Below are 24,114 nucleotides of genomic sequence, written 5' to 3' on the forward strand. Positions count from 1 at the left end.
CATCACGCCAGATCGCGCCGGTAGAGCCAGAAGACGCGTTCCGCTCGCGCGCCCACGGCGTGCGAGTAGAACCGCAACGGCCCCACCCACCCGATCTGGGCGCTGGACTGTCCAGCGGCCCGCTGGTCGGCCAGGCACCTGCGCAGCAGCACCCGCCCGACGCCGAGCCCGCGGGCGTCCGGGGAGGTCCCCATCGGCCCGAACCAGCCCGGCCGGGCGCCCCAGGCGGCGAAGCCCAGGACGCGACCGTCGCGCTCGGCGTAGTGCAGGCCGGCCGCGTTGGCCGCCTCCCAGGCCCAGCGCTCGTTCCACTGCTCCCGGACGAACGCGGCGACGTGCGCGCGGGCCGGGTGATCGGCCGTGTCGCCGGCCGCGTGCACGCGCACGCCGGCGCGCTCCAGCCGCGGCAGGTCGTCCTCCACGGACAGGTCGGCGCTCAGGTCGGCCGTCATGTTCCAGGCGACGTCGTAGCGGTGGTAGCCGAGGCTCTCGGCCAGGCAGGCGGCCGCGGTGTAGCGTACGTCGATGCCCGGCCAGAGGTAGCACGGCGGGTTGCCGGCGAAGCGCGCCTGCCGCGCGCCCTGGCTCCTCAGCCATTCCTCGGCGGCCCGCACCAGCGCCCGCCCGCGCCCCTGCCCCTGCGCGGAGGGGTGGACGGCCAGCAGGTCGATGTGCCCGGTCTCCGGCTCCGTGACCGACAGGGAGGCCATCACCACGCCGCCGTCGGTGGCCAGCGCGCTCCAGCGCCGCTCCGCGGGCGGGCGCGACAGGTAGCCGACCAGGCCGGCGGCCTCCGCGGCGTCCAGCGTCAGCGCGGCGGCGGCGACCTCGGCCGCCTCGGCGGCGCCGGCCCCGTCCATGGACCCGGCGGCGGACATGAAGGTCCGCACGGCGTGGGACATCACACCTCGCTCATCGGGCGGGCGATCACGCTGCGGCGCTCGGGGTAGAAGCACGCGTGCTCCTGCGGCACCCCCTCGGTCAGCTGCAGCAGCGGCCGCTCGCTCGTGCACCGCTCGCCCCTGAACGGGCAGCGGCGGGCGAACAGGCAGCCCTCGTCCGCCTGGCTCTCGTCCAGCGACTCCAGCGGTGTCACCGGCTGCTCGCCGGGCAGCTCCAGGCCGTGCAGCACCGGGATCGCCGACAGCAGCGACTGCGTGTACGGGTGCACGGGGTCGGCGATGATCGTGTCCACCGCGCCGCGCTCGACGACCTGGCCGCGGTAGATGACGTACAGCTCGCCGTCGTCGCCGATGTAGCGGGCCGTGGCCACGTCGTGCGTGATGAACAGCACGCTCACGCCGAGCCGCTCGCGCAGGTCCTTCAGCAGCGCCAGGATGCCCAGCCGCAGCGACACGTCGATCATGGAGACGGCCTCGTCGGCGACGAGCATCTCCGGGTCGACGGTCAGCGCGCGGGCGATGACCACGCGCTGCCGCATGCCGCCGGACAGCTGGTGCGGGTAGCGCGACAGCACCGTGCCCGGGTCGAGGCCGACCAGCGACAGCACCTCGGCCGCCCGCTCCTCGATCCACGCCCGCGACCGCCCGGTCTGCCCGGCCCGCAGGGCCAGCGGGGCGAACAGCGTCTGGTGGACGGTCCTGGTCGGGTTCAGGGCCGAGTACGGGTCCTGGTGGATCATCTGGATCTTGCGGAAGTGCGGCTGGCGCTGCTTCTGCTTGAGCGGCGACATGGAGACGCCGTCGATCAGGATCTCGCCCTCGTCGTACGTCTCCAGCCCGGCGATGATCCGGCCCAGCGTGGTCTTGCCGCACCCGGACTCGCCGATGAACGAGGCCGCGCCGCCCTTCGGGATCGCGAAGTCCACGCCGCGCAGCGCGCGCACCTCGCGGGCGCCGAGCATCTTGCCCCGCTGCTTGAACGTCTTGACGACGCCGGTCCCAGTGATCATGCGTGCTCCTTCACGTTCGCGGTCACGGCGTGGCAGGCCACGACCCTCGACCCGTCCGCCGTCGCCAGCGGATCGACGGTGTCGCACACGTCCATGCGCAGCGCGCAGCGCTCCCTGAACACGCACCCCTCCTTCGGCACGGTCGCCAGCGTCGGCGGCCGGCCGGGCAGCGCCCTGGCCTCGTCGATGTCGCCGACGAGCCGGGGGATGGCCTGGATCAGGCCCCTGGTGTACGGGTGCCGCGGCGCGGCGAGCACCTCCCTGGTGGGGCCCTGCTCGACCAGCCGCCCGCCGTACATGACGGCCAGCCGGTCGGCGACCTCGGCCACCACGCCGATGTCGTGCGTGATGACGAGGGTGGTGAGGCCGCGCTCCGCGTGCACCTCGCGGACGATCTTCAGGATGTTCGCCTGCGTGATCATGTCGAGGGCGGTCGTCGGCTCGTCCAGCACCACCAGGTGGGCGTTGAGGACCAGCGCCAGCATGATGCCGACCCGCTGGCGCATGCCGCCGGACAGCTCGTGCTGGTGCGAGTCGAGCACCCGGGCCCCGTCGAGGCCCATCCGGCCCAGCAGCTCCTTGGCCTCGCGCACCAGGCCGCGCAGGTCCTCGACGCCGTGCGAGCGGCCCAGGTCGAGCAGCTGCTTGCCGACGGTCTTGAGCGGGTTCAGGGAGTTCTGGGCGGCCTGGAAGACGTACCCGATGTGCTTGCCCCTGGCCTTGCGCAGGTGCTCGCCCTTCAGGCCGACCACGTCGCCGAGCCCGTCGATCTCGACGCTGCCCGCCGCGATCCTGCCCGGCGGCTGGACGGCGTTGAGCAGCGACAGGGCCATCGTCGACTTGCCCGAGCCGGACTCGCCGACGATGCCGGTGATCGAGCCCGGCTCCAGGGTCAGGGTGACGTCCCTGACGGCGGGCAGCTCACCCGCGGGGGTCTTGTAGACGACCGTGAGGCCGTCGATGCGCACTCCCGGCGCTGTCCGAGTCATTGACTACTCCTCACGCAGCCGGGGGTTGAAGATCTCGTCCATGGCGTCCACCACGAGCACGATGGCCAGCGTCAGCAACAGGATCGCCAGCAGCGGCCCGATGAGGAAGCCCAGCGCGCTCGGCACCTGGAGCGCGCCGGAACGGAACACGGCCGTGTTGAGCATCTGCCCCCAGTTGTTCGACTCGTACGGCAGCACGCCCAGGAAGAACAGGCCGACCTGCGCGTAGACGCCGCCGGTGACCGCGATGAGCATGTTCATCGCGATGTACGGCGCCATGCTCGGCAGCAGCTCCTTGCCCACGATGTGCCTGGTGGGCAGGCCGAGCCCGCGCGCCGCCTCGATGAAGCCCCGCTCGCGCAGCGACAGCGTCTGCGAGCGCACCGCCCGCGCCACGCCGCCCCAGCCGAGCAGCCCCAGCACCAGGCCCATCTGGATCGCGCTGCTGAACTTCCACACCGTGGACAGCACCAGCAGCAGCGGCAGGCCGGGGATGGTCAGCTTCATGTCGGTGAGCCGCATGAGCACGTTGTCCCAGCGGCCCCGCTTGAAGCCGGAGAACAGCCCGATGGCGGTGCCCAGGACCACGGTGATGACCGCGGTCACCAGGGCGGCCAGCAGCACGTACCGCGACCCGGTGACCACCAGGGCGATCACGTCCCGGCCCTGGTCGTCGGTGCCGAGCCAGTGCTGCCAGCTCGGCGGCGCGGTGATCTGGGTCGGGTCGAGGGGCAGCTGGGCGGGGTAGAACATCGGCCCGAACACGCCCATGAAGACGAACCCGAGCACGAGCACCGCGCCCACCATGCGGCTGGGCTTGCGCTTCATCACCCGCCAGACGCCCGCCCAGAAGTTGCGGCGCATGGCGGCGCTGGTCGAAGAGCTCTCGAGCAGGACGCTCATGACGACACCTCCTCCCCGCTGCGGACCCGCGGGTCGATCGCGGAGTAGAACAGGTCGGCGAGGATGTTCGCCACGATGATGGACACCGTGATGAGCAGGAACGCCCCGCCCATCAGCGCGTAGTCACGCATGGTGATGCTGTCGAGGAGCAGCAGGCCGAGACCCGGGTAGTTGAAGATCCGCTCGATGAACACCGCGCCGCCGAGCAGCAGCCCGAGCGACAGCGCGAGGATCGTGAACAGCGGCAGGATCGCGTTGCGCGCGATGTAGCGGAAGATGATCGACCGCTTCATCCCGCGCAGCTCCGCCGCCAGGATGAAGTCGTCGCCGAGCACCGTCACCACGCTCGACTTCATCGCCAGGATCCATCCGCCGTAGGCCGCCAGCGCGTACGTCAGCACCGGCAGCACCGCGTGCTGGGCCAGCGAGCCGATGTAGCCGGCGTTGAACCCGGGCTCGAACAGGATGTCCACGGGCCCGTCGCCCGGCAGGATCGGGATCAGCGTCGCGAAGACGGCGCTGAGCAGCAGCCCCAGCACGTACTGCGGGACGCCGTGCAGCAGCGACCCCGAGATGGCCAGGATGTCGCCGAGCTTGCCCGAGCGCTTGATGGCCGCGTAGACGCCCATCAGGATGCCGACCAGGAAGCTGAGCAGCGTTCCGACCAGCACGGGTAGAACGGTCCACTTGGCCGCCTCGCCCAGCACCTGGGTGACCGGCGCGCCCGCGTGGGTGATCGACTGGCCCAGGTCGAAGCGGAGCAGGCCCGACATGTACTGGACGTACTGCTCCCACAGCGAGCCCCTGGGCTGGAACCCGTAGAGCACGCGCGTCGCCTGCTCGGCCGCCTGCTGATCCATGCCCTGCTGGATCAGCTTCTGGACGTTCGCGGCCACCGGGTCGCCGGGGATGCTCCTGACGATGAAGAAGCTGATCGTGGCTACGACGAGGATCATGACGACCCCGCGGGCCAGGTGGCCCGCGAGTCGCCGTGCGATGACTACCATAGGCTCTTTCTCTACTGCTTCGCCTTGATGAGGCCCAGCTGGATCCAGACGCCGGCGTTCAGGCGGAGCAGGTCACTGTCCTGCTCCGGCCAGCCGGTGAAGCGGCTGGTGTTGGTGAACTGCGTGTTGACGTAGTCCCAGAGCTGGATGGCCGGCAGGTCCTGGTTGGCCGTCTTGGCGAGCTGCACCATGATCGGCTTGGCCTGCTCGGGAGTGGCCGCGTTCAGCTTGGCCGTGAGCTCGCCCGGGTTGACCTTGCCCACGCCCTCGACGTCGATCTCCTCCGCGCTGCCCATCCAGTTGCCGCCCTTGCCGGGCGCGCTGTGCGCGACCTTGCCGGCGACGTTGGTCCAGCCGTTGGAGGCGCCGTAGAGGCGCTGGAAGATGTCGTACGGCGCGGGGCCGAGCGCCATCAGCCAGAAGCCGACGTCGTACTTGCCGGCCGCGAGCTCCTCCAGGTAGACGGGGTAGTCGGCGACGGTCACGACCTCGGCGTCCACGCCGCCGGCGATGAGCTGGCTCTTGATGTTCTCCTCGGCGGAGATCCAGTCGGAGAACGTCGCGGGCGCGCGCATGCTGACCTTCCACGGCGAGCCGTCGGCCAGCGTCCACTTGCCGCCCGTCTTCTTCAGACCGGCCGCCTTGAACTCCTCCTCAGCCTTGGCCACGTCGTGCTTGTACGGGTTCAGGCTGGCCAGTTCGGAACCGATCCACTCCTGGGCCGGCTTCTGGTGGATGCCGGAGGTCGTCAGCGCCGGCGTGCCGCCCTCGGGCGAGGCCACCTTGGTCACCTGGTCGCGGTCGATCAGGTAGGCCAGGCCGCGCCGCACGTGCACGTTGTCGTACGGCTTCTTCGACTGGTTGAAGGCCATGCCGACGGCCACCGGCGAGAAGCCCCTGATGACGTTGGAGCCGGGGGCGTTCTTGATCCGGGTCATGACGTCGGTGGGCATGGCCGTGAAGCCGGCCTGGTCGAGCTTGCCCGCGCTCAGGTAGTTCCAGATCTGCTCGTTGCCGTTGTAGTTGAGCAGCTTCACCTGCGCGGGCGCGACGTTCGCGGCGTTGTAGAAGTTCTTGTTCTTGACCAGCAGCGCCTCGCCCGGGTTCACCCGCTCCAGCGTGAACGGGCCGGCGGAGACGTCCTTCGGCGGCGCGAACGCGAGCACCTTCTGGCCGATGGCGAGGATCTCCTCGCGGGCCTTGTCGGCGTCGGCGCCGGTCTCCCTGGCGGCCTTCAGCTTGTCCCAGAAGTCGGCCGGCAGCAGGCTGCTCCAGACATGGGCCGGCACGACCCAGTTGTCCATGATGCCGCGGGCGAACTTCATGCTCGGGTTCTTCATGTCCTGGGAGACCTTGACGGTCTTCTGGTCGACCACCTGGACGTCGGACGCCACGCCCGCCGCGCCCGGCGTGACCGCGAACGCGGTGCTGCCGGTGGTGGAGGCCAGCCCGAGAGAGAGCTTGACGTCGTCGGCCGTCACCGGCTTGCCGTCGGACCACTTGGCGTTCGGCTGGATGTGGATGGTGATCGAGGAGTTGTCGGGAGCGATCTCCCAACTGGCCGCGATACCCGGGTAGAACTGGTTGGGATCGGTCAGGTGGTTCTTGATCCAGCCCAGCTTCATCGCGTTGTAACCCAGGAAAGAGTTGCCCTTGGGCGCCCATGGGTTGGCCGGGCCGCTCGCGTCGAGGCCGGGCTTGAGCACGTCGATCGTGGTGAAGAGCCCGCCCCCGCCGCCCGAGCCGCCGGAAGTGTTGGTCGAACCACCGCTGCACGCCGCTGTCGCGGTGGCAAGGCCCAGCAACGCCACTACCGCTGCCAGTCGTTTCATTTGCCGCTCCGGGGAGATGTCGGACCTGTCGAAGATCTCTGTAGGGATTGACCGGACCCTACGATCGTGCCTCACCCGCGTCAATAATCTCCAGAGGTTGTGAGGCTAATGTAACTTTCCTTCATCAGTGTGCGGAGTGGAGCTAAGCGCCGTCAAGTAAAACGTCATTCCATTACCAAGACGGCAGCCCCTCTGACCTGGTCGTTCGCCAGATCGGTGAGCGCCTGGGCAGCCTCTGCGAACGGATGGAGGCTCGTCGCCACGCGTGGCGGGTGGGCCAGCGCCAGCTCCAGATAGGCACGCCCATCGGCCCTGGTGTTGGCCGTGACGCTGCGGAGCGTGCGCTCCTGGAAGAGGTGCCTGTCGTAGTTCAGGACGGGCACGTCCGTCAGGTGGATCCCGGCGATGGCCAGCGTGCCACCACGGTCGAGCGCTTCGAGCGCCACTGGCACCAGGGTACCTACCGGCGCAAATAGGATGGCCGCGTCCAGCGGCTCGGGCGGTTCGTCCCCGGCGGAGGCGGCTCCCAGCTCCAGCGCGAGCGCCCTGGAGGCCGCGGATCTGGTCACCGCGTGCACGACCGCGCCCCGCGCGATGGCGGCCTGCGCGGTCAGGTGCGCCGAGGCGCCGAACCCGTAGATCCCCAGCCGCCCGCCCGGCGGCAGGTCGCAGCGCAGCAGCGCCCGGTAGCCGATGATCCCGGCGCACAGCAGCGGCGCCAGCCGCTCGGCGGGCACGTCGCCGGGCAGCGGATAGACGTAGTCGCGGGGCGCGGTGAGGTATTCGGCGTAACCGCCGTCGGCGTCCCACCCCGTGTAGGCCGAGGAGGGGCAGAGGTTCTCCATGCCCCTCAGGCAGTACCTGCACGCGCCGCAGGTGGAGCGGAGCCAGGCCACGCCCACCCGCTCGCCCGTGCCCTCGACGCGCCCCACGACCTGGTGACCGGGCGTGGTCCGCGGCCGGCGCGGCAGGAGGTCGCCCTCCGCCAGGTGCAGGTCGGTACGGCACACGCCGCACGCCTCGACCCGTACCAGCACCTCGCCCGGGCCCGGCTCGGGCACGTCCCGCTCGACGAGCTCCAGCGGCCGCGTCGCCATCGGGCCCGGCTCGGCCACGACCCACGCCCGCATGGTCACGACAGCCTGGCGTGGGCGAGCGTGGCGTAGAGCGCGGCGCCGTCGGACAGGACGGAGTCGTCGAAGACCGCCTCGGGGGAGTGGTTGTAGGGCGCCGTGGCCGGGTCACGGTCGGCCGGGCAGGCCCCCAGGAACACGAACGCGCCCGGCACCTCCTCCAGCACGTACGAGAAGTCCTCGGAGCCCATGATGGGCTGCGGCGACACGAAATACCGCCCCGGGCCGAACAGCTCGTCGGCCGTCCTGCCCACGAACGCCGCCTCGCTGTCGTCGTTCACCGTCACCGGGTAACCCATCCCGAACGACGCCTCGACCTCCAGCCCGTGCGCCGCCGCGATGCCCCGCACGACCTCCACCAGCCTGCGCCTGATCTTCGCCCGGTTGTCCTTGCTGAACGTGCGCACCGTGGCCTCGAACCTGGCCTCGTCGGGGATCACGTTGTCCGCCGACCCGCCGTGGAAGCTGCCCACCGTCACCACGACCGGGTCGAACACGTCGAACCCCCTGGTCACCATGGTCTGCAGCGCCGTCACCATCTCGCAGCCCGCCGCGATCGGGTCCAGCGACCGGTGCGGGCTGGAGCCGTGCCCGCCGCGCCCCTTGACCGTCACGAGGAACGTGTCCGCCGCCGCCATGATCGGCCCCGGCCGCGACGCGAACAGACCCGGCGGCAACATCGCCGACACCACGTGCATCCCGTACGCCGCCACGGGCCGCGCGCCCGCCGCGTCGAGCACCCCCTCGGCGATCATGTGCTTGGCGCCCTCGTGACCCTCCTCGCCCGGCTGGAACATGAAGATGACGTCACCGGCCAGCTCCTCCCGCCGCGCGCTCAGCAGCCGCGCCGCCCCCGCCAGCATCGCGGTGTGCAGGTCGTGGCCGCACGCGTGCATCTGGCCGGGGAGCTGGGAGACGTACGGCAGGTCGTTCTTCTCGGCCACGGGAAGCGCGTCCATGTCCCCACGCAGCAGCACGGCCGGGCCCGGTCTGCCGCCCCTCAGCACGGCGGTGACGGAGCTGAGCGAGGTGCCCGTCGTCACCTCCAGCGGCAGCCCGTCCAACGCGGCCAGGACCTTCTCCTGCGTGCGCGGCAGGTGCAGGCCGAGCTCCGGGGTGGTGTGCAACGAGTGCCTGAGCTGGATGAGGTCGTCCCGCATGTCACGGGCGGATTCGGTGAAGGACATGAAGAACATTGTTCATCCACCGGGCGGGAAGTCGATAAGGCGCGCTCGGTACGATGTGCGTGTGACTCAGCGTAAACGGATCGACTCCTGGTTGTCCGACATGGATGGCGTTCTCGTCCACGAGGGTCGTCCGATCCCCGGTGCGGACGAATTCATCAAGCGGCTCAGAGAGTCGGACAAGAAGTTCAGGGTGCTGACGAACAACTCGATCTACACCCAGCGCGACCTGTCGGCGCGCCTGGCCGGGGCGGGCCTCGAAGTGCCCCCCGAGTCCATCTGGACCTCCGCGCTGGCCACCGCCCAGTTCCTCGACGACCAGCGCGCGGGCGGCTCGGCGTACGTCATCGGCGAGGCGGGCCTGACGACGGCGCTGCACGAGGTCGGCTACGTGCTCACCGATCTCGACCCCGACTACGTCGTGCTCGGCGAGACCCGCACCTACAGCTTCACGCAGATCACCCGGGCCATCCGCCTCATCGAGGGCGGCGCCCGCTTCATCGCCACCAACCCCGACCCCATCGGCCCCTCCACCGAGGGCTCCCTGCCGGCCTGCGGCGCCGTGGCCGCCCTCATCACCAAGGCCACCGGCGTCGCCCCCTACTTCGTCGGCAAGCCCAACCCGCGCATGATGCGCAGCGCCCTCAACGAGATCGAGGGCCACAGCGAGACGACCGCCATGATCGGCGACCGCATGGACACCGACATCGTGTCGGGCATGGAGGCGGGCCTGTTCACGATCCTGGTCCTCACGGGCGTGACCCAGCGCGACGAGATCGACCGCTTCCCCTACCGTCCCTCGCTGGTGGTCGACTCGGTCGCCGACCTCATCGACCTCATCTGAACCTGACTCGTTCTGACAGGTACGGGTGGCACCCTTGGACGCCATGACCCGCGTTTACCTGGAGATCGGCCCGAAGAAGGTCTTCGCCTGCTCGCTCGACTGGCCCGGCTGGTGCCGGGTCGCCAAGGGCGAGGAGGCGGCCCTCGACCTGCTCATGGAGTACGTCCCCCGCTACGGCGCGGTGGCCGCGCGGGCCGGGCTGGACTTCGCCCCGGGTGACCCGGTGGTCGTGGCGCGCGTCCCGGGCAGCGACATGACCGACTTCGGCGCCCCGTACGCCGTCCCCGACCTGGACCAGGAGCCCGTGCCCGCGTCCGAGGCGGCCCGCGGCGTCGCCCTCCTCCGGGCGGCCTGGGCGCTGTTCGACGAGACCGCCGCCTCCTCTCCCGAGGACCTGCGCAAGGGCCCGCGCGGGGGCGGCCGCGACCTGTCGGGGGTCGTCCGGCACGTGGAGGAGGCCGAGCGCGCCTTCGCCAGGAAGGTGGACGTGCGGCACAAGCCGTACAAGCAGCCCGGGGACCGGGACGCCATGCGGGCGGAGCTGGCGGACGTGCTGTCCCGCGCCTGGGAGCCGCCCCGGACGACCGGCTGGCCGCCCCGCTACGCGCTGCGCCGCGCCGCCTGGCACGTCATCGACCACCTCTGGGAGATCGAGGACCGCCGCTAGCACCTTCGCCCGGCGGGCCGGGCAAAGAATCGGCCCCGATTTCGCCGAGGCCTGGCCAAAATCCCTCACCGACTGCAACCATATGGTGACCCAACGCGGTCGTCGAGGGGGCGGCCGCGCCATCAGCAAGCGCAAAGGTAAAACCCGTGGACGTACAGGCGGAGATTCGCGACTTGAAGCTCCGTGTCGATGGGCTGGAGGCGTGCGACCGGCTCGGCGACGCCACGCCGGTGGGCGGCGGGGAGCAGGGCCTGCTCCGTGAGATCAACGACCGCGCCAAGCGCCTGGAGACCCAGCTCGCCGCCATCAAGGCCGAGACGGCGATGGCCCGCACCGAGACGATCGAGCAGTTCGCGGCCGTCGACGTCGAGATCGCGGCCATCCGGCGGGAGATCAACGCCCACCTCGCCGGGGACGACGAGGACTACATCCCGACGCAGATCGCCGACGAGTTCGCGAGCGTCCGGGCCGAGATCGCGCAGGAGTTCAACGCCATCCGGTCCGAGCTGCTCGACCTGAGCATCAAGCTCGATCGCCTGCTCAAGAAGGACTACATGTGACGGCCGCGCCGGGCCGGTGATCCCGCCCGAAGCCGGGGCCGGATCGCCGTCCCGGCTCCGCTAACCGGGCGCGGGGCCCGTGAGGTCGTCGGCGCGTTCCAGGAGGGCGCGCCGTTCGGCTCCCGGGGCGAGGCGGGCGGCCGCCTGGCGGAACAGCGCGGCGGCGTGGTCGCGGTGACCGAGGCGGGCCGTGAGGTCGGCCTGCGCGGCGACGGCGAGCGGATAGTCCTTCAGCGCGCCGGTGGCGAGCACCTGGTCGATCAGCGCCAGCCCGGCCGCCGGGCCGTGCGCGTAGCCGTGGGCCACGGCGCGGTTGAGGGCGATCACCGGCGAGGGGTGGAGCTCCACCAGTTCGTCGTACCAGCGGGCGATGGCCGGCCAGTCCGTCGCGCCGGGGTCCGGCGCGGTCGCGTGACAGGCGGCGATGCGCGCCTGCAGGACGTAGGGGCCGTCGGCCGGCGCCGCCGCCAGCGTCTCCAGCCCTTCGCGGATCGCCGCGCGGTCCCAGCGGGCGCGGTCCTGCTTGTCGAGCGTGAGCAGGTTGCCCTGCCCGTCGCGGCGGGCCTCGCGCCGGGAGTGCTGGAACAGCAGCAGCGCCAGCAGCCCGGCGACCTCCGGCTGGTCCGGGAGGAGCTGGTGGAGCAGGCGTGCCAGCCGGACCGCCTCGTCGGCGAGGCCCGGCTCGCCGTCGGGGTCGTAGCCGCGGGTGAAGAGCACGTACAGGACGGCCAGCACGCCGGGCAGGCGCTCGGCCAGCGCCGGGCCGCTCGGGACGTGGTACGGGATGCGCGCGTCCGCGATCTTCGTCTTGGCCCGGGTCAGGCGCCGCGTCATGGTCGCGTGGGGGACGAGGAGCGCCCGCGCGATGTCGGCGGTCGGCACCCCGCAGACGGTCCTCAGCGTGAGCGCCACCCGTGACTCCAGGGCCAGCGCGGGGTGGCAGCAGGTGAAGATCAGCCGCAGGCGGTCGTCCACGACCTCCTCCTCCTGGTCGTCCGTGGCCGGGGCGGCGGGCGCGAGCTCCGCCAGCTCGTGCAGCTTGCGGCGCTCGACGGACGCGCGGCGCAGCACGTCGGTGGCGCGGTTGCGGGCCACGGTCATGAGCCAGCCGCCGGGGTTGTCCGGCACGCCGTCCCGCGGCCACCTCTCCGGGGCCTGCGCGAGCGCGTCCTGGGCGCTGTCCTCGGCGAGCGTCCAGTCGCCGGTGACGCGGATCAGGGTGGCGACGATCCGCGTGTAGGCGTCCGCGCCGACCGCCGCAACAGCCTCCGCGACCATCCCCGCGCGGCCCCCCGCGGCGGACTGTGCCGCCGCCGGGGGCCGTGCCGGGCGTCCTGGCGTCACTGGCCGGCGAACGGCCGCAGCTCCAGCCGCCCGTACCGGGCCATCGGGTGCGCCCGCGCCACCTCGATCGCCTCGTCGAGATGGGCGCACTCGAGGATGTCGTAGCCCACGATCACCTCCCGCGTCTCGGCGAACGGCCCGTCGGAGACCAGCAGCTCGCCGTTGCGGACGCGGACCGTCGTGGCGGCCGACACCGGCCCCAGCTCGTTGCCGTCCAGCCGCCGGCCGCGGCCGTCGTTGTCGGCCACCCACTTCTCGATGTCCTCGCTGCCGGTCGAGTCCGTGTCCGGTTCGGCGTCGGTGCAGACGAACATCATGTACTTCATCGATCGCTCCTCGCGTGTCGTGCTGTCACCAGCATGACGAACGGCCTCCCCGGATCCGGACACCGCCCGGAGCATCCCTCTCAATCCGGACTCTCTACCCAAAGCCGACCCTAAACCCGGTAACCACCTCCATATCGCCAACGCAGGATCAATGAAAACTTGCGCGACAACAAGGGATCCAAGCCCGTAACGTTCTCGATTTCCGCGAGGCGCACGGCTACGCTCAAGGCTTCGTTGGGTGATTGTTCGCGTATTCCGTAGGAAAAGCGTTGCTACGGAAATTTGGGGCAGCAAATCGCCCGAAGAGAGACTATTGGCTTTTTGGAGGGATTAGATCGACTGTTTCCATGTCGATCCCGTCAAACTAGTTTATTTCCGGAGAAGTAGTGGCTGTTAGTGTTGGGGGCCACCGCTGGGTCGGGCGGTGGGGAGGGCAGCAGAGATCGAGGCTCTGGAAGGCTGTCCAACCACTTGGCCTGATCTGTATCGATCTGATCTGCATGGCGTTCGCCGCGGCCAACGCCGGCCAGAGCGTGCCGCGCATCGCGCTCGCGGCGGTCCTGGTCGTCGCGGTCGGCGGCATCGGCCAGGTGTACGCGCCGCGCGTCCTGCCCTCCAGCCTCGATCGGGGCTTCTGGCTCGCCGGGGCGGGACTCGCGGGCGCGCTCGCCGCTTTCCAGGAGACGACTTCGCTCATCGTGGTCGTCCTGATCGCGCTGCTCTTCACCTTTCTCGCCGTGTGCGGCAGAAGCGTGCTCTATTTCCTGATCCGCAGGGCACGCCGGCGCGGCAGGGCCGTGCCCGCCGTGGTGGTCGGCGCGGGGGCGCACGGTCACCGGCTGGCGCGCAACCTGCTCGCCTACCCCGAGCACGGCCTGCTCCCGCTGGGCTTCCTGGATGAGACGCCCGGCGAGGACCCGTGCGTCCCCGTGCTCGGCGGGCCCGGCGACATCGTCCGCGTCGTCCAGGCCCACGGGGTGCGCGCGGTGGTGATCGCCGGGCAGGGCCAGCAGTCGATCGCGAGAACGGCGAGGTCGCTCGGCTGCGACGTCTACCTCGCGCCCGACCTGGGCGAGCTCATCATCGACTTCGTGACGCTGCGCGAGCACGTCCGCAGCTTCCCGCTCGTGCGGATGCGTCCGGAGGCGCAGCGCGGCCTCGCCTGGCCGCTGAAGCGGGCCATGGACATCGCGGTCGCGCTGACCGGCCTCATCGTCAGCGCGCCGATCCTCGCGCTCTGCGCGGTGCTGATCCGGCTGGAGACCGGCCCCGGGGTGCTGTTCCGGCAGCGGCGCGTGGGCTACCGGGACGAGCCGCTCGAACTGATCAAGCTGCGGACGCTGAAACCCGCGGACGCGCAGGAGTCCGAGACCCTGTGGAGCATCGCCCACGACACCCGGCTCGGGCCGGTGGGCCGGCTGCTGCGCAAGGCCTCCTTCGACGAGCTGCCCCAGCTCTGGAACGTTCTCAGAGGAGACATGAGCATCGTCGGCCCGCGGCCCGAACGCCCGCACTTCGTCAAGAAGTTCTCCCGGACGGTCCCGGGCTACAGCCTGCGCCACCGGATGCCGGTCGGCATCACCGGCTGGGCCCAGATCCACGGGCTGCGCGGCGACACCTCGATCGAGGATCGCGTCCGGTTCGACAACCACTACATCGACGGATGGACCTTCCGGGCGGATCTCAAGATCATGCTGCAGACGGTCTGGTCCCTGCTCCGGCCGGGCGGGGGCTAGGGATGCGCGCCCTCTGCCGGCGGCCCAGCCTGGCGGCCGCCGCCACCGTGCTCCTGACCTGCCTGCCGGCGGGCCGCCAGGAGGTGTCCGCCGGCGTCCAGGTGACGGCCGCCGACCTGGCCTCGCTCCTGCTGGTCGCCCTCGCGGCGACCCTCGCGCTCGCGAGCCGGCCGACACACCCGCTGCCCGCCTCCGCCGTGGTGCCCGCTCGCGCTTTGGTGCTCGCTCCGGTCGCGGGCGCGGCCGGGATCGCGCTGCTGGCCTCGCCCGACGTCCTGACGAGCCTGCCGGGCTACGTCCGGTGTCTCCAGGTGTTCGTGCTGGTCCCGCTGGCCGTCCTGGTGACGGTCCGGGACCGTACCGACACCCTGGTCGTGGGCGGGGCGCTCGTCGGGGCGGCCGCCCTGCAGGGCCTGGTCGGCTGCGTCCAGGCGGTCACCGGCACCGGCGCGTCGTACGCGGGGGAGCGGGTACGGGCCGTCGGCACGTTCGGCGCGCTCGACGTCATGGGCATGGCCAGCGTGGTCAGCTACGGCGCGCTCCTCCTGCTGGCGGCCGGCCTGGCCTGGCGCGGCGGGCGCCGGGTCGCCGCGCTCGGCGGCGCCGCCCTGCTCTGCGTGCCGCTCGCCCTGTCGCTCAGCCGCGGCGCCTGGCTCGCCCTGCTGGGCGCGTCGCTGGTCATGCTCGTCGTGCACAGCCGGGCGCTGGCCGCCCGGGTGATCCTGCTCGGCGCCGCGGCGGCGACCGTGCTGGTCCTCGGCCCGGGCGCGGGCTCGGACCCGGACCTGCTGGGGCGGCGGCTGGCCTCCATCACCTCCGCCGTCTCCCAGCCCGACCAGTCCGTGAGCGACCGCTACAGCCTGTGGCTCACCGCCACGAGGGTCTGGCAGGACCACCCGTTGACGGGGGCCGGGCCGCGCAGGTTCGCCGAGCTGCGCGACGCCTACGCGCCGATCGAGCTGTCCTCCGGCAGCGACACCGACGACCCGGTGAACGGCTTCCAGCGCCGGCCGCTGCTCTCCCCGCACAACATGTACCTGCTGACGCTCAGCGAGCAGGGCCTGCTCGGGCTGGCGGCGCTCTGCGCGTGCCTGGCGTCCATGGCCTGGTGGGCCGTGCGGGCGGCCGTGCCGGCCGCGGCCGGGCTGCTGGCCTGGCAGGGCATCGACTTCCTCTACGGCGACGTCGGCGGACCCTCGACCGTGGTCACGTCCGTCGTCCTGGGGCTGGTCCTGTCGCTCGTCGCCCGGCCCGCGGCGACGGGCTGGGCGGGCGGGGCCCCGGTCGCGCTGGGCGTGGCACGATGACCGCGCCCACCTCCCAGGCCACCTCGCCCATGGCGCGGGCCGTCGGCGTCACCGTCCTGCTGACCGGGCTGGGCTCGCTGCTCGGCTTCGTCCGCGACCTGCTGCTGGGCCGGTTCTTCGGCGCCGACGCCGGCACCGACGCGTTCCTCGTCGCCTGGACGATCCCGGAGACCGCCGCGCCCCTGCTGATCGAGGGGGCGATGGCGTTCGTGCTGGTCCCGCTGTTCAGCCGGGCGATGGAGGAGGGCGCGGACCTGAGGGGCCTGGTGTCGTCGACGCTGCCGTACCTGTGTCTCGGGCTGCTGGCGCTGACCGCGCTGACCGTCGCGGGCGCGCCGTTGCTGGTCGGGGTGCTCGCCCCCGGCATCCGGCGGGCCGACCTCGCCGTGGACTGCATGCGGATGGCGTCGGTGACGATCCTGACGTTCGGGCTGGCCGGATACCTGAGCGCGGCGTTGCGGGCGCACCACGCGTTCGCGCCGCCGGCCGCCATCTACGTGGCCTACAACCTGGGGATCGTCACCTGCGTGTGGGCCCTGCGCGACCAGGGCGCGTACGCGGCGGCGATCGGGGTGGCCGCGGGCGGGGCGGGCATGGTGCTCGCCCAGGTGCCGGCGTTCGTGCGGCGCTTCGGGGCGCCCCTGCGGCCCGCGCGCGGCGTGGCGCTGCCGATGCTCGCCTTCCTGCCGGTCGCGCTCTTCACGCTCGCCCGCCAGAGCCAGGTCTTCGTCGAGAGGTTCGTCGGCTCGAAGCTGGCCGAAGGATCGATCTCGCACCTCAACTACGCGCAGAAGATCGCCCAGGTGCCGATGGTCCTGTCGCTGATCGTGGCGACCGTGAGCTTCCCGCAGCTCGCCCGCGCCCTCGCCGCGGGCGAGACCGCGCGGGCCCGGCGCAGGCTCGCCGACGACCTGCTCAGCGCCGCGGCGATCGTGCTGCCCGCCACCGCGGCGCTGCTCGTCTGCGCTCCGGACGTCGTGGCCCTCCTGCTGCAGTACGGCGCGTTCACCGAGGCCGACACCGCCGCCACCGCGCGGATCATGCGGGTGTACACGCTGGGGCTGCTCGGCCAGGCCGTGGTCGGGGTCGCCTGCCGCGTCTACTTCTGCGGCGCCCGCGCGTCCTGGTACCCGGCCCTGACGATGGGCGCGGGGCTGGCCGCGACGGTCGCGCTGGCCCGCCCCCAGTGGGGCGTGACAGGGATCGCCGCGGCCAACGCGGCCGGGATCACGCTGACCGCCGCGCTGCTGCTCGCGGGGCTACGGCGGCAGGCCCTCGACCTGCCCTTCCACGCGGCGCTGGGCCCGCTCGGCGGCCTGCTGCCGGCCGCTGCGGCCGCCACCGGGGCGGGCTGGGGCGCGCGGGCGCTGCTGGCGGGCCTGCCGCCGCCGATCGCCCTGGCCTCGACCGGCGCCGCGATCGCCGTCACCTTCTACGCCGTCGCCGCCCTCTCGGGGGCCACGGCCACGCTCACCGACACCACCAAGATCACCCACTTGATCAGGATGCGAGGTCGCTCATGACCGCGATGCCGCTGGTGCTCATGTACCACTCCGTGGACAAATACGACAGCGACCCCCTTCACGTCACGGTCTCGCCCGACCGCTTCGCCCGGCAGATGCGCTGGCTCGCCCGGCGCGGCCTGTCCGGGGTCTCGATGCTCGAGCTCACGCGCGCCCGCAACACACGCGGCCTGGTCGGGCTCACCTTCGACGACGGGTACGGCGACTTCCTCAGCGAGGTCGTGCCCGTCCTGCGCAAGTACGGCTTCACGGCCACGGTCTTCGTGGTCACCGGCCTGATCGGCGAGCACAACGCCTGGGACTCCGGCTCCCCGCGCAAGCGGCTCATGGACGCCGAGGGGCTGCGCTGGGCCGCGCGGCAGGGCATGGAGATCGGCTCCCACTCGGCCGGGCACTACTCGCTGTCCGGGCTGCGCGACGACGAGCTCCACCAGGAGGTGGCAGGCAGCAAGGCGACGCTGGAGGACCTGCTGGGCCGCCAGGTGAACGGGTTCTGCTACCCGTACGGGCACGTCAACGCCCGCGAGCTGGCCGCCGTCCGCGAGGCGGGCTACTCCTACGCGTGCGCCATCTGGAAGTCCGAGCTCACCGGGACGTACGCGCTGCCGCGCACGTACGTGGGCGAGCGGGACGGCGCGCTGCGGCTGCACGCCAAGCGGGCGCGGCACCGGGTCCGGTGGGGCTGGTGAAGGTCCTGCACGTCATCACCGGCCTGGCGGCGGGCGGCGCGGAGCAGCAGCTGCGGTCGCTGCTGCCGTACCTGCGGGCCCGGTGCGAGGTGGCGGTGCTCACCGGGCACGGGGTGGTCGCGGAGGCCATCGAGCGCTCCGGCGTGCCCGTCCACCACGTCGGCATGCGCGGCAACAGGGACCTGCGCGCCGTCGGGCGGCTGGCCCGGCTCATGCGCGGGCGCCGCTACGACGTGGTGCACACCCATCTCTACCGCGCCTGCGTGTACGGCAGGCTGGCGGCGCGGCTGGCGAACGTGCCGGCGATCGTGGCGACCGAGCACTCGATCGGGCGCGAGCACGTCGAGGGACGCCGCCTGACCCGCTCGATCAGGGCGCTGTACCTGGCCAGCGAGCTGCTCGGGCACCTCACCGTGGCCGTCTCGCCGACCGTGGCCGACCGGCTGGCCAGGTGGGGCGTCCCGCGCTCGCGCATCGTGGTGGTCCCGAACGGCGTCGACGGCGCGGCGTTCGGCTTCGACGCCGCCCTGCGCCGGCGCACCCGGGAGCGGCTCGGCCTGCCCGAGAGCGCGTTCGTGATCGGCGGCGTCGGCCGCCTGGAGCCGGGCAAGCGCTTCGACACGCTGATCAGGGCGCTGCCGCCGCTCGAACACGCCGTCCTGCTCCTGGTCGGCTCCGGCTCCTGCGAGCCGCGGCTGCGGGAGCTGGCCCGCGAGGCCGGGGCCGAACACAGGGTGATCTTCGCGGGGGAGTCGCCCGACGTGAGGGCCCTGATGTCGGCGATGGACGTGCTGGCCGCGCCCTCGATGGAGGAGACGTTCGGCGTGGCCGTCGTCGAGGCGCTCGCCTGCGGCCTGCCCGTCCTGTACGGCACCTGCCCGGCCGTTGAGGACCTGCCGCCCGGCTCGGCCCCGGGAGCGCGGCGCGTCGAGCCGCACCGGCTCGCCGAGGAGCTGTCCGGCCTCGCCGCCCGCCCGCCCCGCAGGCTGCCTCCGCCCGACGCCGTCCGGCTCTACGACGTCCGCCGCCAGGCGGACCAGCTGGAGCGGCTCTACCTGCGCCTGCTGGGCGCCGAACCCACCGAGGAGTGACGATGACATGGACCTGGGTCCGCATCACGGGCCTGCTCGTGCGATGGTGGCTTCCGCTGTCCCTGGCGCTCGGGGCGCTGGGCGGGGCGGCCTACGCGCTGGCCCGCGACGCCGCCTACGCCGCCGAGGCCTACGTCGTGGTGGCCGGCGGCGACCCGGCGCAGGCGGCCGGGTTCGCCGCCGCCTACGCACGGATCTCCAGCCACCCCGGCTTCCTCGCCGGCGCCGCGGACGAGCCGGACAGCCTGCGGGCGGCGGCCTCGCCGGACGCCCCGCTGGTGCGGCTCACCTCCGTGGCGACCGATGCGCGGGAGGCGGCCGACCGCGTCAACCGGGCGGCCGCCGCGCTGATCGCCTACGCCAACGCCCATGCCGCCGACACCCACGTACGGCTGGCCCCCTTCGCCTCGGCGGCGCCTCCGCTCCGTCCCGCGTCCCCGCTGCCGCTGCTCAGCGTGGCCATCGGCGCTTGCGGGGCGGCCCTGGCGGCCGGCCTCGTCCGGCTGGCCGCGCCGCAGGCCCGCCCGCAGGCGCGGCCGGAACCGGCGCTGACCGGAGCGCCGGCGTGAGGGCCGCCCGGCCCGGGACCTCGCGCGCGGGGCTCACGCTGCGGGTCGTCAGGGAGGGCGCGCAGCTGGCCGCGCTGTCGGCGGAATGGGCGGATCTGTACGCGCGCAGCTCGGCCGCCACGCCGTTCCAGTCGTACGGCTGGCTCAGCTCCTGGTGGCGGGTCTACGGGAGTCCGGGGCGGCTGCGGGTGTTCCTGGCCTACCGGGACGGACGCCTGGTCGCGGCCGCGCCGCTCAGGCTCGAGCACCGGCTCGGCTGCCGGGTGCTGACACCCGTCGGGGGAGGGCAGTCCGACTTCACCGACATCGTGGTGGACGACTCCGAGGGCGACGCGGGCCTGCGCGAGCTGCGCGCCGGGCTGCTCGCCCAGCCGGGCTGGGACGTCATCGACCTGCCCGAGGCGCGGCCCGGCGCGGCGATCGGCCGACTGGCGGAGATCTGGGACGGCAGAGCCTGGACCCTGCCCGCCTCCACCTGCCTCCAGCTGCCCGGACGCCCCATCGAGCAGGTCCTCGCCGCGCTCCCGAACCGCCGGTCCCGCCAGCACGTGCGGGCCGCGCTGCGCAAGCTCGACGCGCTGAACCTGTCGGTGACCGCGGTCGAGGCGGACCGGGCCAGGGCGTCGGCGGCCGAGCTGCTGCGGCTGCACACCATGCAGTGGCAGAGCCGGGCGATCAACGCCCAGCACACCCAGCCGCGCTTCCGGGACCACCTGGCCGGGGCCGCGCAGGCGCTGGTGGCGGAGAACCACGCGGCGCTGTGGGAGTACCGGGTGGACGGGCGGCTGCTGGCCTGCGACTTCTCGGTGATCGGCAAGGACTTCGTGGGCGGCTACCTGTACGGGGTCCACCCGGACCTGCGGGCCCGGGCCGACCTGGTCACGATGCTGCTGCGTACCAACCTGGCGCTGACGCACCGGCTGGGCAAGCCCGTGCTCAGCATGCTGCGGGGCGCCGAGCCGCACAAGGCCAGGTGGCAGGCCGAAGCGGTGGTCAACCAGCGGGTGATGCTCGGGCGCGGCTCCCGGTCGGCGGTCTACGCCGCGATGGCGGGCGTGCGCAGGGCGGGCGGGGAGCTGCTGAAGCGGCGCTGCCCCCGCCTGGCGGAGCGGATCTCGGCATGGCGGTGAGGCCGGGCGTCCTGCACGTCACGCAGCCGGTGGACGGCGGCGTGGGGGCCTACGTGGCCATGGCCGCCGCCGACCAGGCACGGCGGGGCTGGCGGGTCGCGGTCGCCTGCCCGCCGCCCGAGCTCGCGGCCGGCCCGCTGGCCGGCGAGCTGGACCGGCTGGGCGTGCCCCGGCTGGACTGGACGGCCGGCCGCGCGCCCGGGCTCGGCGACGCCGTCCAGGCGGCGCGGCTGCGGCGGATCGTGCGCGAGTTCGGCCCCGACGCGGTCCACCTGCACTCGTCCAAGGCCGGGCTGGCGGGCAGGGCCGCGCTCAGGGGCCGGGTGCCCACGCTCTTCCAGCCGCACGGCTGGTCCTGGCTGGCCGCCCGGGGCGCCGTCGCCGCCGCGGCGCTGACCTGGGAACGGCTGGCCGCGCGCTGGGCCGACCGGGTGATCTGCGTCGGCGAGGGCGAAGCCGCGCTGGCCAGACGGTACGGCGTGCCCGGCGACCTCGTCGTGGTGCGCAACGGCGTGGACCTGCGCCGCTTCAGACCCGCCGGGCCCCGGGAACGGGCCGAGGCGCGCGCCCGCCACGGCATCGCCGCGGACACGCCGCTGGCGGTCTGCGTGGGCCGGGTCACCCGCCAGAAGGGCCAGGACCTGCTGCTGTCGGCCTGGCAGCGCGTCGCCGCCCGCGACGGGCGGGCCCGGCTGGCCATCGTCGGCGACGGCCCGCTGCTGGACGCGCTGCGGTCGCGCGCCGTGCCCGGCGTGCACTTCGCCGGCGGCGTGGCCGACGCGCGGCCCTGGTACGCCGCCGCCGACGTGGTGGTGCTGCCCTCGCGCTGGGAGGGCCTGCCGCTCACCGCGCTGGAGGCGCTGGCCACGGGCAGGCCCGTGGTCGCGTGCGCGGTGCCCGGGCTCACCGAGGTGGTGGCCGGGGGAGTCGGCGCGCTCGTTCAGCCGGAGGACGGCGCGGGGCTGGCCGAGGCGCTGCTGGTCAGGCTCGGGCAGCCCGCGCTGGCCGGCGCCGAGGGGGCGGCCGCCGCCAGGCTCGCGGCCGGGTTCGGCGTGGACGCCGCGCTGGACGGGCTCGCCGCGCACACGCTGGCCGTGCTGCCCGGGGAGGCGCGCTCCAGCAGCCGCCTGCGGAAGGCTTCCGACGAGCCAGGGTTCGACGAACACTGCCAGACGCCATGGGGACAGTAATCGGAGATCGAGTGATAGACCACGTTATGCGTACTGATCCAGTCGAGCATCCCCTCGACGTAGGCGGGGCGGTCGCCGTTGCGGAACAGCCCCCACTCGGGGAACGAGATGGGCTTGCCGTGCTGCGCGGCGAAGTCGGCGTGCGCCCGCAGGCCGTACGGCTGGTCGACGTAGTCGGCGAACTCGTGCCCGGGCCCCTGGTCGTAGCTGTCCATGCCGATGATGTCGACCACGTCGTCACCGGGGTAGCAGTCCGTCCAGGGGACCGCGTCGAGCCCGCGGCTGGGGGCGAAGTCGAAGCGGAAGCGCTGGCCGGGCGTCTCGCGCATGGTCGTCACGATGCGCCGCCAGTACTGCTTCCACGCCTCCGGGTCGGGTCCGCACCTGCTGGAGTAGGTGGTGCCGTTCATCTCCCAGCCGAGCACGATGATCGTGTCCTCGGCGCCGGAGGAGACCAGCTTTCCGGCGAGTTTCCTGAAGCGGCGGTCGTGGGCGCCGTGGGCTCCCTTGGCCAGCCGCCGCGCCACTGCGCGGTCGGACATCTGGGACTCGTTCGGGGTGACCATCGGCACGTTCAGCGCCAGGACGCGGCCCGGCCGGGCGGCTCGCCAGCGCGTCCAGGTGTCGAGGATCTCCGCGTCGCCTCCCTCGAGGGACTTCCAGCGTTCGCCGGGCAGGTAGGTGCGCCCGACCGTCACCTTGAGCCCCAGCCACGCCTCGAAGCCCGTCAGGAGCTCGGGACCGCGCGCGTCGGAGGCCACGAACACGCCCAGCGCCGCGGGGCCGGTGGGCGCGGTGGGCGCGGGCGCGCCCAGGCCGACCACTGCCACCGCCGCGCCCGTGCTTATCGCGAGCGAATAGTGCAGATATCTTTTTCCTGCCACGATCGCACATCCCCGATTCTCGCCTCTCCTCCCTTCTCCATACCCCACGTTTCGGCAATCCGGATATCCGACTCGCGATTTGCCTGATTTATAGCTTTTCGCGAAGGAGAAGGAACATGCTCGATTGCACCGTCCCGGCACTTGTGCTGCGATTGGACCCCAATAACTTTCATCATGGAACCCTTGGCGCGATTCGCTCCCTCGGCAGGGCCGGCGTGGAGGTGCACGGGCTGCTCGGGGACACGGACTCGCCGACCTACCGCTCCAAGTACCTGGCGCGCAGGCATCCGTGGCCGCGCGGCGGGGACATCGTGCGGACGCTCACGCAGGTCGCCGGGAGCATCGGCCGCCCGGCCGTCCTGCTGGCGCTGGACGACGCGGGCGCCATCGCCGTCGCGGAGCACGCGGCCGACCTGCGCCCGTACTACCTCATCCCCGACCAGGTGCCCGGGCTGCCGCGCGCCCTCGCCGACAAGCGCCTGCTGGCGCAGCTGTGTGCCGCGTTCGGGGTCGTCCAGCCGGAGACCCGGCTGATCACCGGCGAAGGCGACGCCGCGGCGGCAGTGACCGACTTCGGGCTGCCGCTGGTCGCCAAGTGGGCGCAGCCGTGGCTCCTGCCCGCCGGAGCCGGGCTGCGCAACACCAGCCTGGTGCGGCGGGCCAGCCAGGTGCCCCGGCTGCTCCAGCACGTCGAGGGCCGCGACCTGCTGTTCCAGCGCTTCGTGCCCGGCGGGCCGCACTCGGACTGGTTCTTCCACGGCTACTTCGACGAGAACTCGCGCTGCCTGTACGGCGGAGCGGGACGCAAGGAGCGCGCCCATCCCAAGGGCGCCGGGCTCACCACCTACGGGCGGTGGCTGCCCAACCCCGTCGTGGAGGGCACGGCCCGCGAACTGGCCGAGAGGCTGGGCTACCGCGGCGTGCTGGACATCGACTTCCGCCACGAGGCCGGCAGGGACGCCTACCACCTGCTCGACTTCAACCCCAGGCTCGGCGCCCAGTTCCGGCTGTTCAGCGACAGCAGCGGCCTGGACCTGGTACGGGCCGCCCACCTGCACCTGTCCGGCCGGCGCGCGGCCCGGGGGCGGGCCGGTCACGGCCGGACCTACGTGGTGGAGAACTACGACCTGCTCACCGCCGGCCCGAGGAGCCTGCGCGCCCTGTGCTCGGCGGACGAACTGGCCTGGCTGTCCGCCGACGACCCCCGGCCCTTCGTGGCCATGGCCGGGCAGGCGATGAAACGCGGATTCACCCGGCTGGCCCGGCAGCGGGCCTAGCGCGGCGAATGGAGGAG

Annotated in this window: 22 protein-coding genes and 1 pseudogene; 12 read left to right on the forward strand and 11 right to left on the reverse strand. The window is 72.7% G+C overall.

The genetic code is table 11. From position 1 onward, the window contains the following. Positions 1-2: 2 nt before the first annotated feature. The 8 genes from HD596_RS33650 to HD596_RS33685 all read right to left on the reverse strand — a co-directional run bounded on the left by HD596_RS33650 (position 3) and on the right by HD596_RS33685 (position 8,963). On the reverse strand, positions 3-902 hold the full coding sequence (locus HD596_RS33650; RefSeq protein ID WP_185073253.1) for a GNAT family N-acetyltransferase: 900 nt from the start codon (positions 900-902) through the stop codon (positions 3-5). Beyond that, the gene (locus HD596_RS33655) at positions 902-1,912 is read right to left on the reverse strand and encodes an ABC transporter ATP-binding protein (protein WP_185073254.1); all 1,011 of its coding nucleotides are present in this window, start codon (positions 1,910-1,912) and stop codon (positions 902-904) included. Before HD596_RS33655 ends, HD596_RS33650 begins: the two co-directional genes overlap by 1 nt. Further along, a complete protein-coding gene (locus HD596_RS33660; RefSeq protein ID WP_185073255.1) occupies positions 1,909-2,901 on the reverse strand; it encodes an ABC transporter ATP-binding protein in 993 nt (330 codons plus the stop codon). Before HD596_RS33660 ends, HD596_RS33655 begins: the two co-directional genes overlap by 4 nt. A gap of 3 nt (positions 2,902-2,904) precedes the next feature. Then, on the reverse strand, positions 2,905-3,804 hold the full coding sequence (locus tag HD596_RS33665) for an ABC transporter permease (protein ID WP_185073256.1): 900 nt from the start codon (positions 3,802-3,804) through the stop codon (positions 2,905-2,907). Further along, on the reverse strand, positions 3,801-4,811 hold the full coding sequence (locus tag HD596_RS33670) for an ABC transporter permease (protein WP_185073257.1): 1,011 nt from the start codon (positions 4,809-4,811) through the stop codon (positions 3,801-3,803). The genes HD596_RS33665 and HD596_RS33670 overlap by 4 nt, the downstream gene beginning before the upstream one ends. Positions 4,812-4,822: 11 nt before the next feature. Beyond that, positions 4,823-6,643: an ABC transporter substrate-binding protein gene (locus tag HD596_RS33675; protein WP_185073258.1), complete on the reverse strand. Its 1,821-nt coding sequence runs from the start codon at positions 6,641-6,643 to the stop codon at positions 4,823-4,825. Positions 6,644-6,807: 164 nt separating this feature from the next. Then, positions 6,808-7,773, reverse strand: coding sequence for a zinc-dependent alcohol dehydrogenase family protein (locus HD596_RS33680; RefSeq protein ID WP_185073259.1), 966 nt, complete (start codon positions 7,771-7,773; stop codon positions 6,808-6,810). A gap of 2 nt (positions 7,774-7,775) precedes the next feature. Beyond that, positions 7,776-8,963: a M20 metallopeptidase family protein gene (locus HD596_RS33685; RefSeq protein ID WP_185073260.1), complete on the reverse strand. Its 1,188-nt coding sequence runs from the start codon at positions 8,961-8,963 to the stop codon at positions 7,776-7,778. Positions 8,964-9,024: 61 nt separating this feature from the next. Between HD596_RS33685 and HD596_RS33690 the strand changes: the two genes are divergently transcribed. The 3 genes from HD596_RS33690 to HD596_RS33700 all read left to right on the forward strand — a co-directional run bounded on the left by HD596_RS33690 (position 9,025) and on the right by HD596_RS33700 (position 11,031). Continuing rightward, positions 9,025-9,804 (forward strand): HAD-IIA family hydrolase, encoded by a 780-nt coding sequence (locus HD596_RS33690; protein WP_185073261.1) that lies wholly within the window; start codon positions 9,025-9,027, stop codon positions 9,802-9,804. A gap of 43 nt (positions 9,805-9,847) precedes the next feature. Continuing rightward, positions 9,848-10,471 carry a hypothetical protein gene (locus HD596_RS33695; protein ID WP_246555027.1) on the forward strand — a complete coding sequence of 208 codons (624 nt, stop codon included), beginning with the start codon at positions 9,848-9,850 and terminating at the stop codon, positions 10,469-10,471. A gap of 173 nt (positions 10,472-10,644) precedes the next feature. Continuing rightward, positions 10,645-11,031 carry a hypothetical protein gene (locus HD596_RS33700; protein ID WP_185073263.1) on the forward strand — a complete coding sequence of 129 codons (387 nt, stop codon included), beginning with the start codon at positions 10,645-10,647 and terminating at the stop codon, positions 11,029-11,031. Between the two features lie 60 nt (positions 11,032-11,091). On the opposite strand, the gene HD596_RS33705 is transcribed toward HD596_RS33700, so the two are convergent. Next, a complete protein-coding gene (locus HD596_RS33705; RefSeq protein WP_185073264.1) occupies positions 11,092-12,309 on the reverse strand; it encodes an RNA polymerase sigma factor in 1,218 nt (405 codons plus the stop codon). Positions 12,310-12,371: 62 nt separating this feature from the next. Further along, on the reverse strand, positions 12,372-12,701 hold the full coding sequence (locus HD596_RS33710; protein ID WP_185073265.1) for a YciI family protein: 330 nt from the start codon (positions 12,699-12,701) through the stop codon (positions 12,372-12,374). Positions 12,702-13,201: 500 nt separating this feature from the next. Here HD596_RS33710 and HD596_RS33715 point away from each other — a divergent pair, with 500 nt between their 5' ends. The 8 genes from HD596_RS33715 to HD596_RS33750 are packed head-to-tail and all read left to right on the forward strand — an operon-like array spanning position 13,202 to position 21,936. Then, positions 13,202-14,437, forward strand: coding sequence for a sugar transferase (locus HD596_RS33715; RefSeq protein ID WP_185073266.1), 1,236 nt, complete (start codon positions 13,202-13,204; stop codon positions 14,435-14,437). A 2-nt stretch (positions 14,438-14,439) separates the two neighbouring features. Next, entirely contained in the window at positions 14,440-15,744 is a 1,305-nt protein-coding gene (locus HD596_RS33720; RefSeq protein ID WP_185073267.1) for an O-antigen ligase family protein, read from the forward strand. Beyond that, a complete protein-coding gene (locus HD596_RS33725; RefSeq protein ID WP_185073268.1) occupies positions 15,741-17,267 on the forward strand; it encodes a lipid II flippase MurJ in 1,527 nt (508 codons plus the stop codon). The genes HD596_RS33720 and HD596_RS33725 overlap by 4 nt, the downstream gene beginning before the upstream one ends. After that, positions 17,264-17,956 carry a polysaccharide deacetylase family protein gene (locus HD596_RS33730; RefSeq protein ID WP_246555028.1) on the forward strand — a complete coding sequence of 231 codons (693 nt, stop codon included), beginning with the start codon at positions 17,264-17,266 and terminating at the stop codon, positions 17,954-17,956. Before HD596_RS33725 ends, HD596_RS33730 begins: the two co-directional genes overlap by 4 nt. Further along, positions 17,953-19,047: a glycosyltransferase gene (locus tag HD596_RS33735; protein ID WP_185073269.1), complete on the forward strand. Its 1,095-nt coding sequence runs from the start codon at positions 17,953-17,955 to the stop codon at positions 19,045-19,047. The genes HD596_RS33730 and HD596_RS33735 overlap by 4 nt, the downstream gene beginning before the upstream one ends. A gap of 2 nt (positions 19,048-19,049) precedes the next feature. After that, the gene (locus tag HD596_RS33740) at positions 19,050-19,616 is read left to right on the forward strand and encodes a lipopolysaccharide biosynthesis protein (RefSeq protein ID WP_185073270.1); all 567 of its coding nucleotides are present in this window, start codon (positions 19,050-19,052) and stop codon (positions 19,614-19,616) included. Further along, positions 19,613-20,746, forward strand: coding sequence for a GNAT family N-acetyltransferase (locus tag HD596_RS33745; RefSeq protein WP_185073271.1), 1,134 nt, complete (start codon positions 19,613-19,615; stop codon positions 20,744-20,746). The genes HD596_RS33740 and HD596_RS33745 overlap by 4 nt, the downstream gene beginning before the upstream one ends. Then, positions 20,737-21,936, forward strand: a complete 1,200-nt coding sequence (locus HD596_RS33750) for a glycosyltransferase (protein WP_185073272.1) — start codon at positions 20,737-20,739, stop codon at positions 21,934-21,936. The genes HD596_RS33745 and HD596_RS33750 overlap by 10 nt, the downstream gene beginning before the upstream one ends. A 209-nt stretch (positions 21,937-22,145) precedes the next feature. Here HD596_RS33750 and HD596_RS65050 read toward each other — a convergent pair. After that, positions 22,146-22,502, reverse strand: a pseudogene (locus HD596_RS65050) (glycosyl hydrolase); the annotation flags it as partial. Between the two features lie 533 nt (positions 22,503-23,035). Between HD596_RS65050 and HD596_RS33760 the strand changes: the two are divergent. Further along, a complete protein-coding gene (locus HD596_RS33760; protein ID WP_221519632.1) occupies positions 23,036-24,097 on the forward strand; it encodes an ATP-grasp domain-containing protein in 1,062 nt (353 codons plus the stop codon). The last annotated feature ends 17 nt before the right edge of the window (positions 24,098-24,114 follow it).

Origin of the sequence: Nonomuraea jabiensis (genome assembly GCF_014204795.1) — a bacterium.
GTDB classification, from domain to species: Bacteria; Actinomycetota; Actinomycetes; order Streptosporangiales; family Streptosporangiaceae; genus Nonomuraea; species Nonomuraea jabiensis.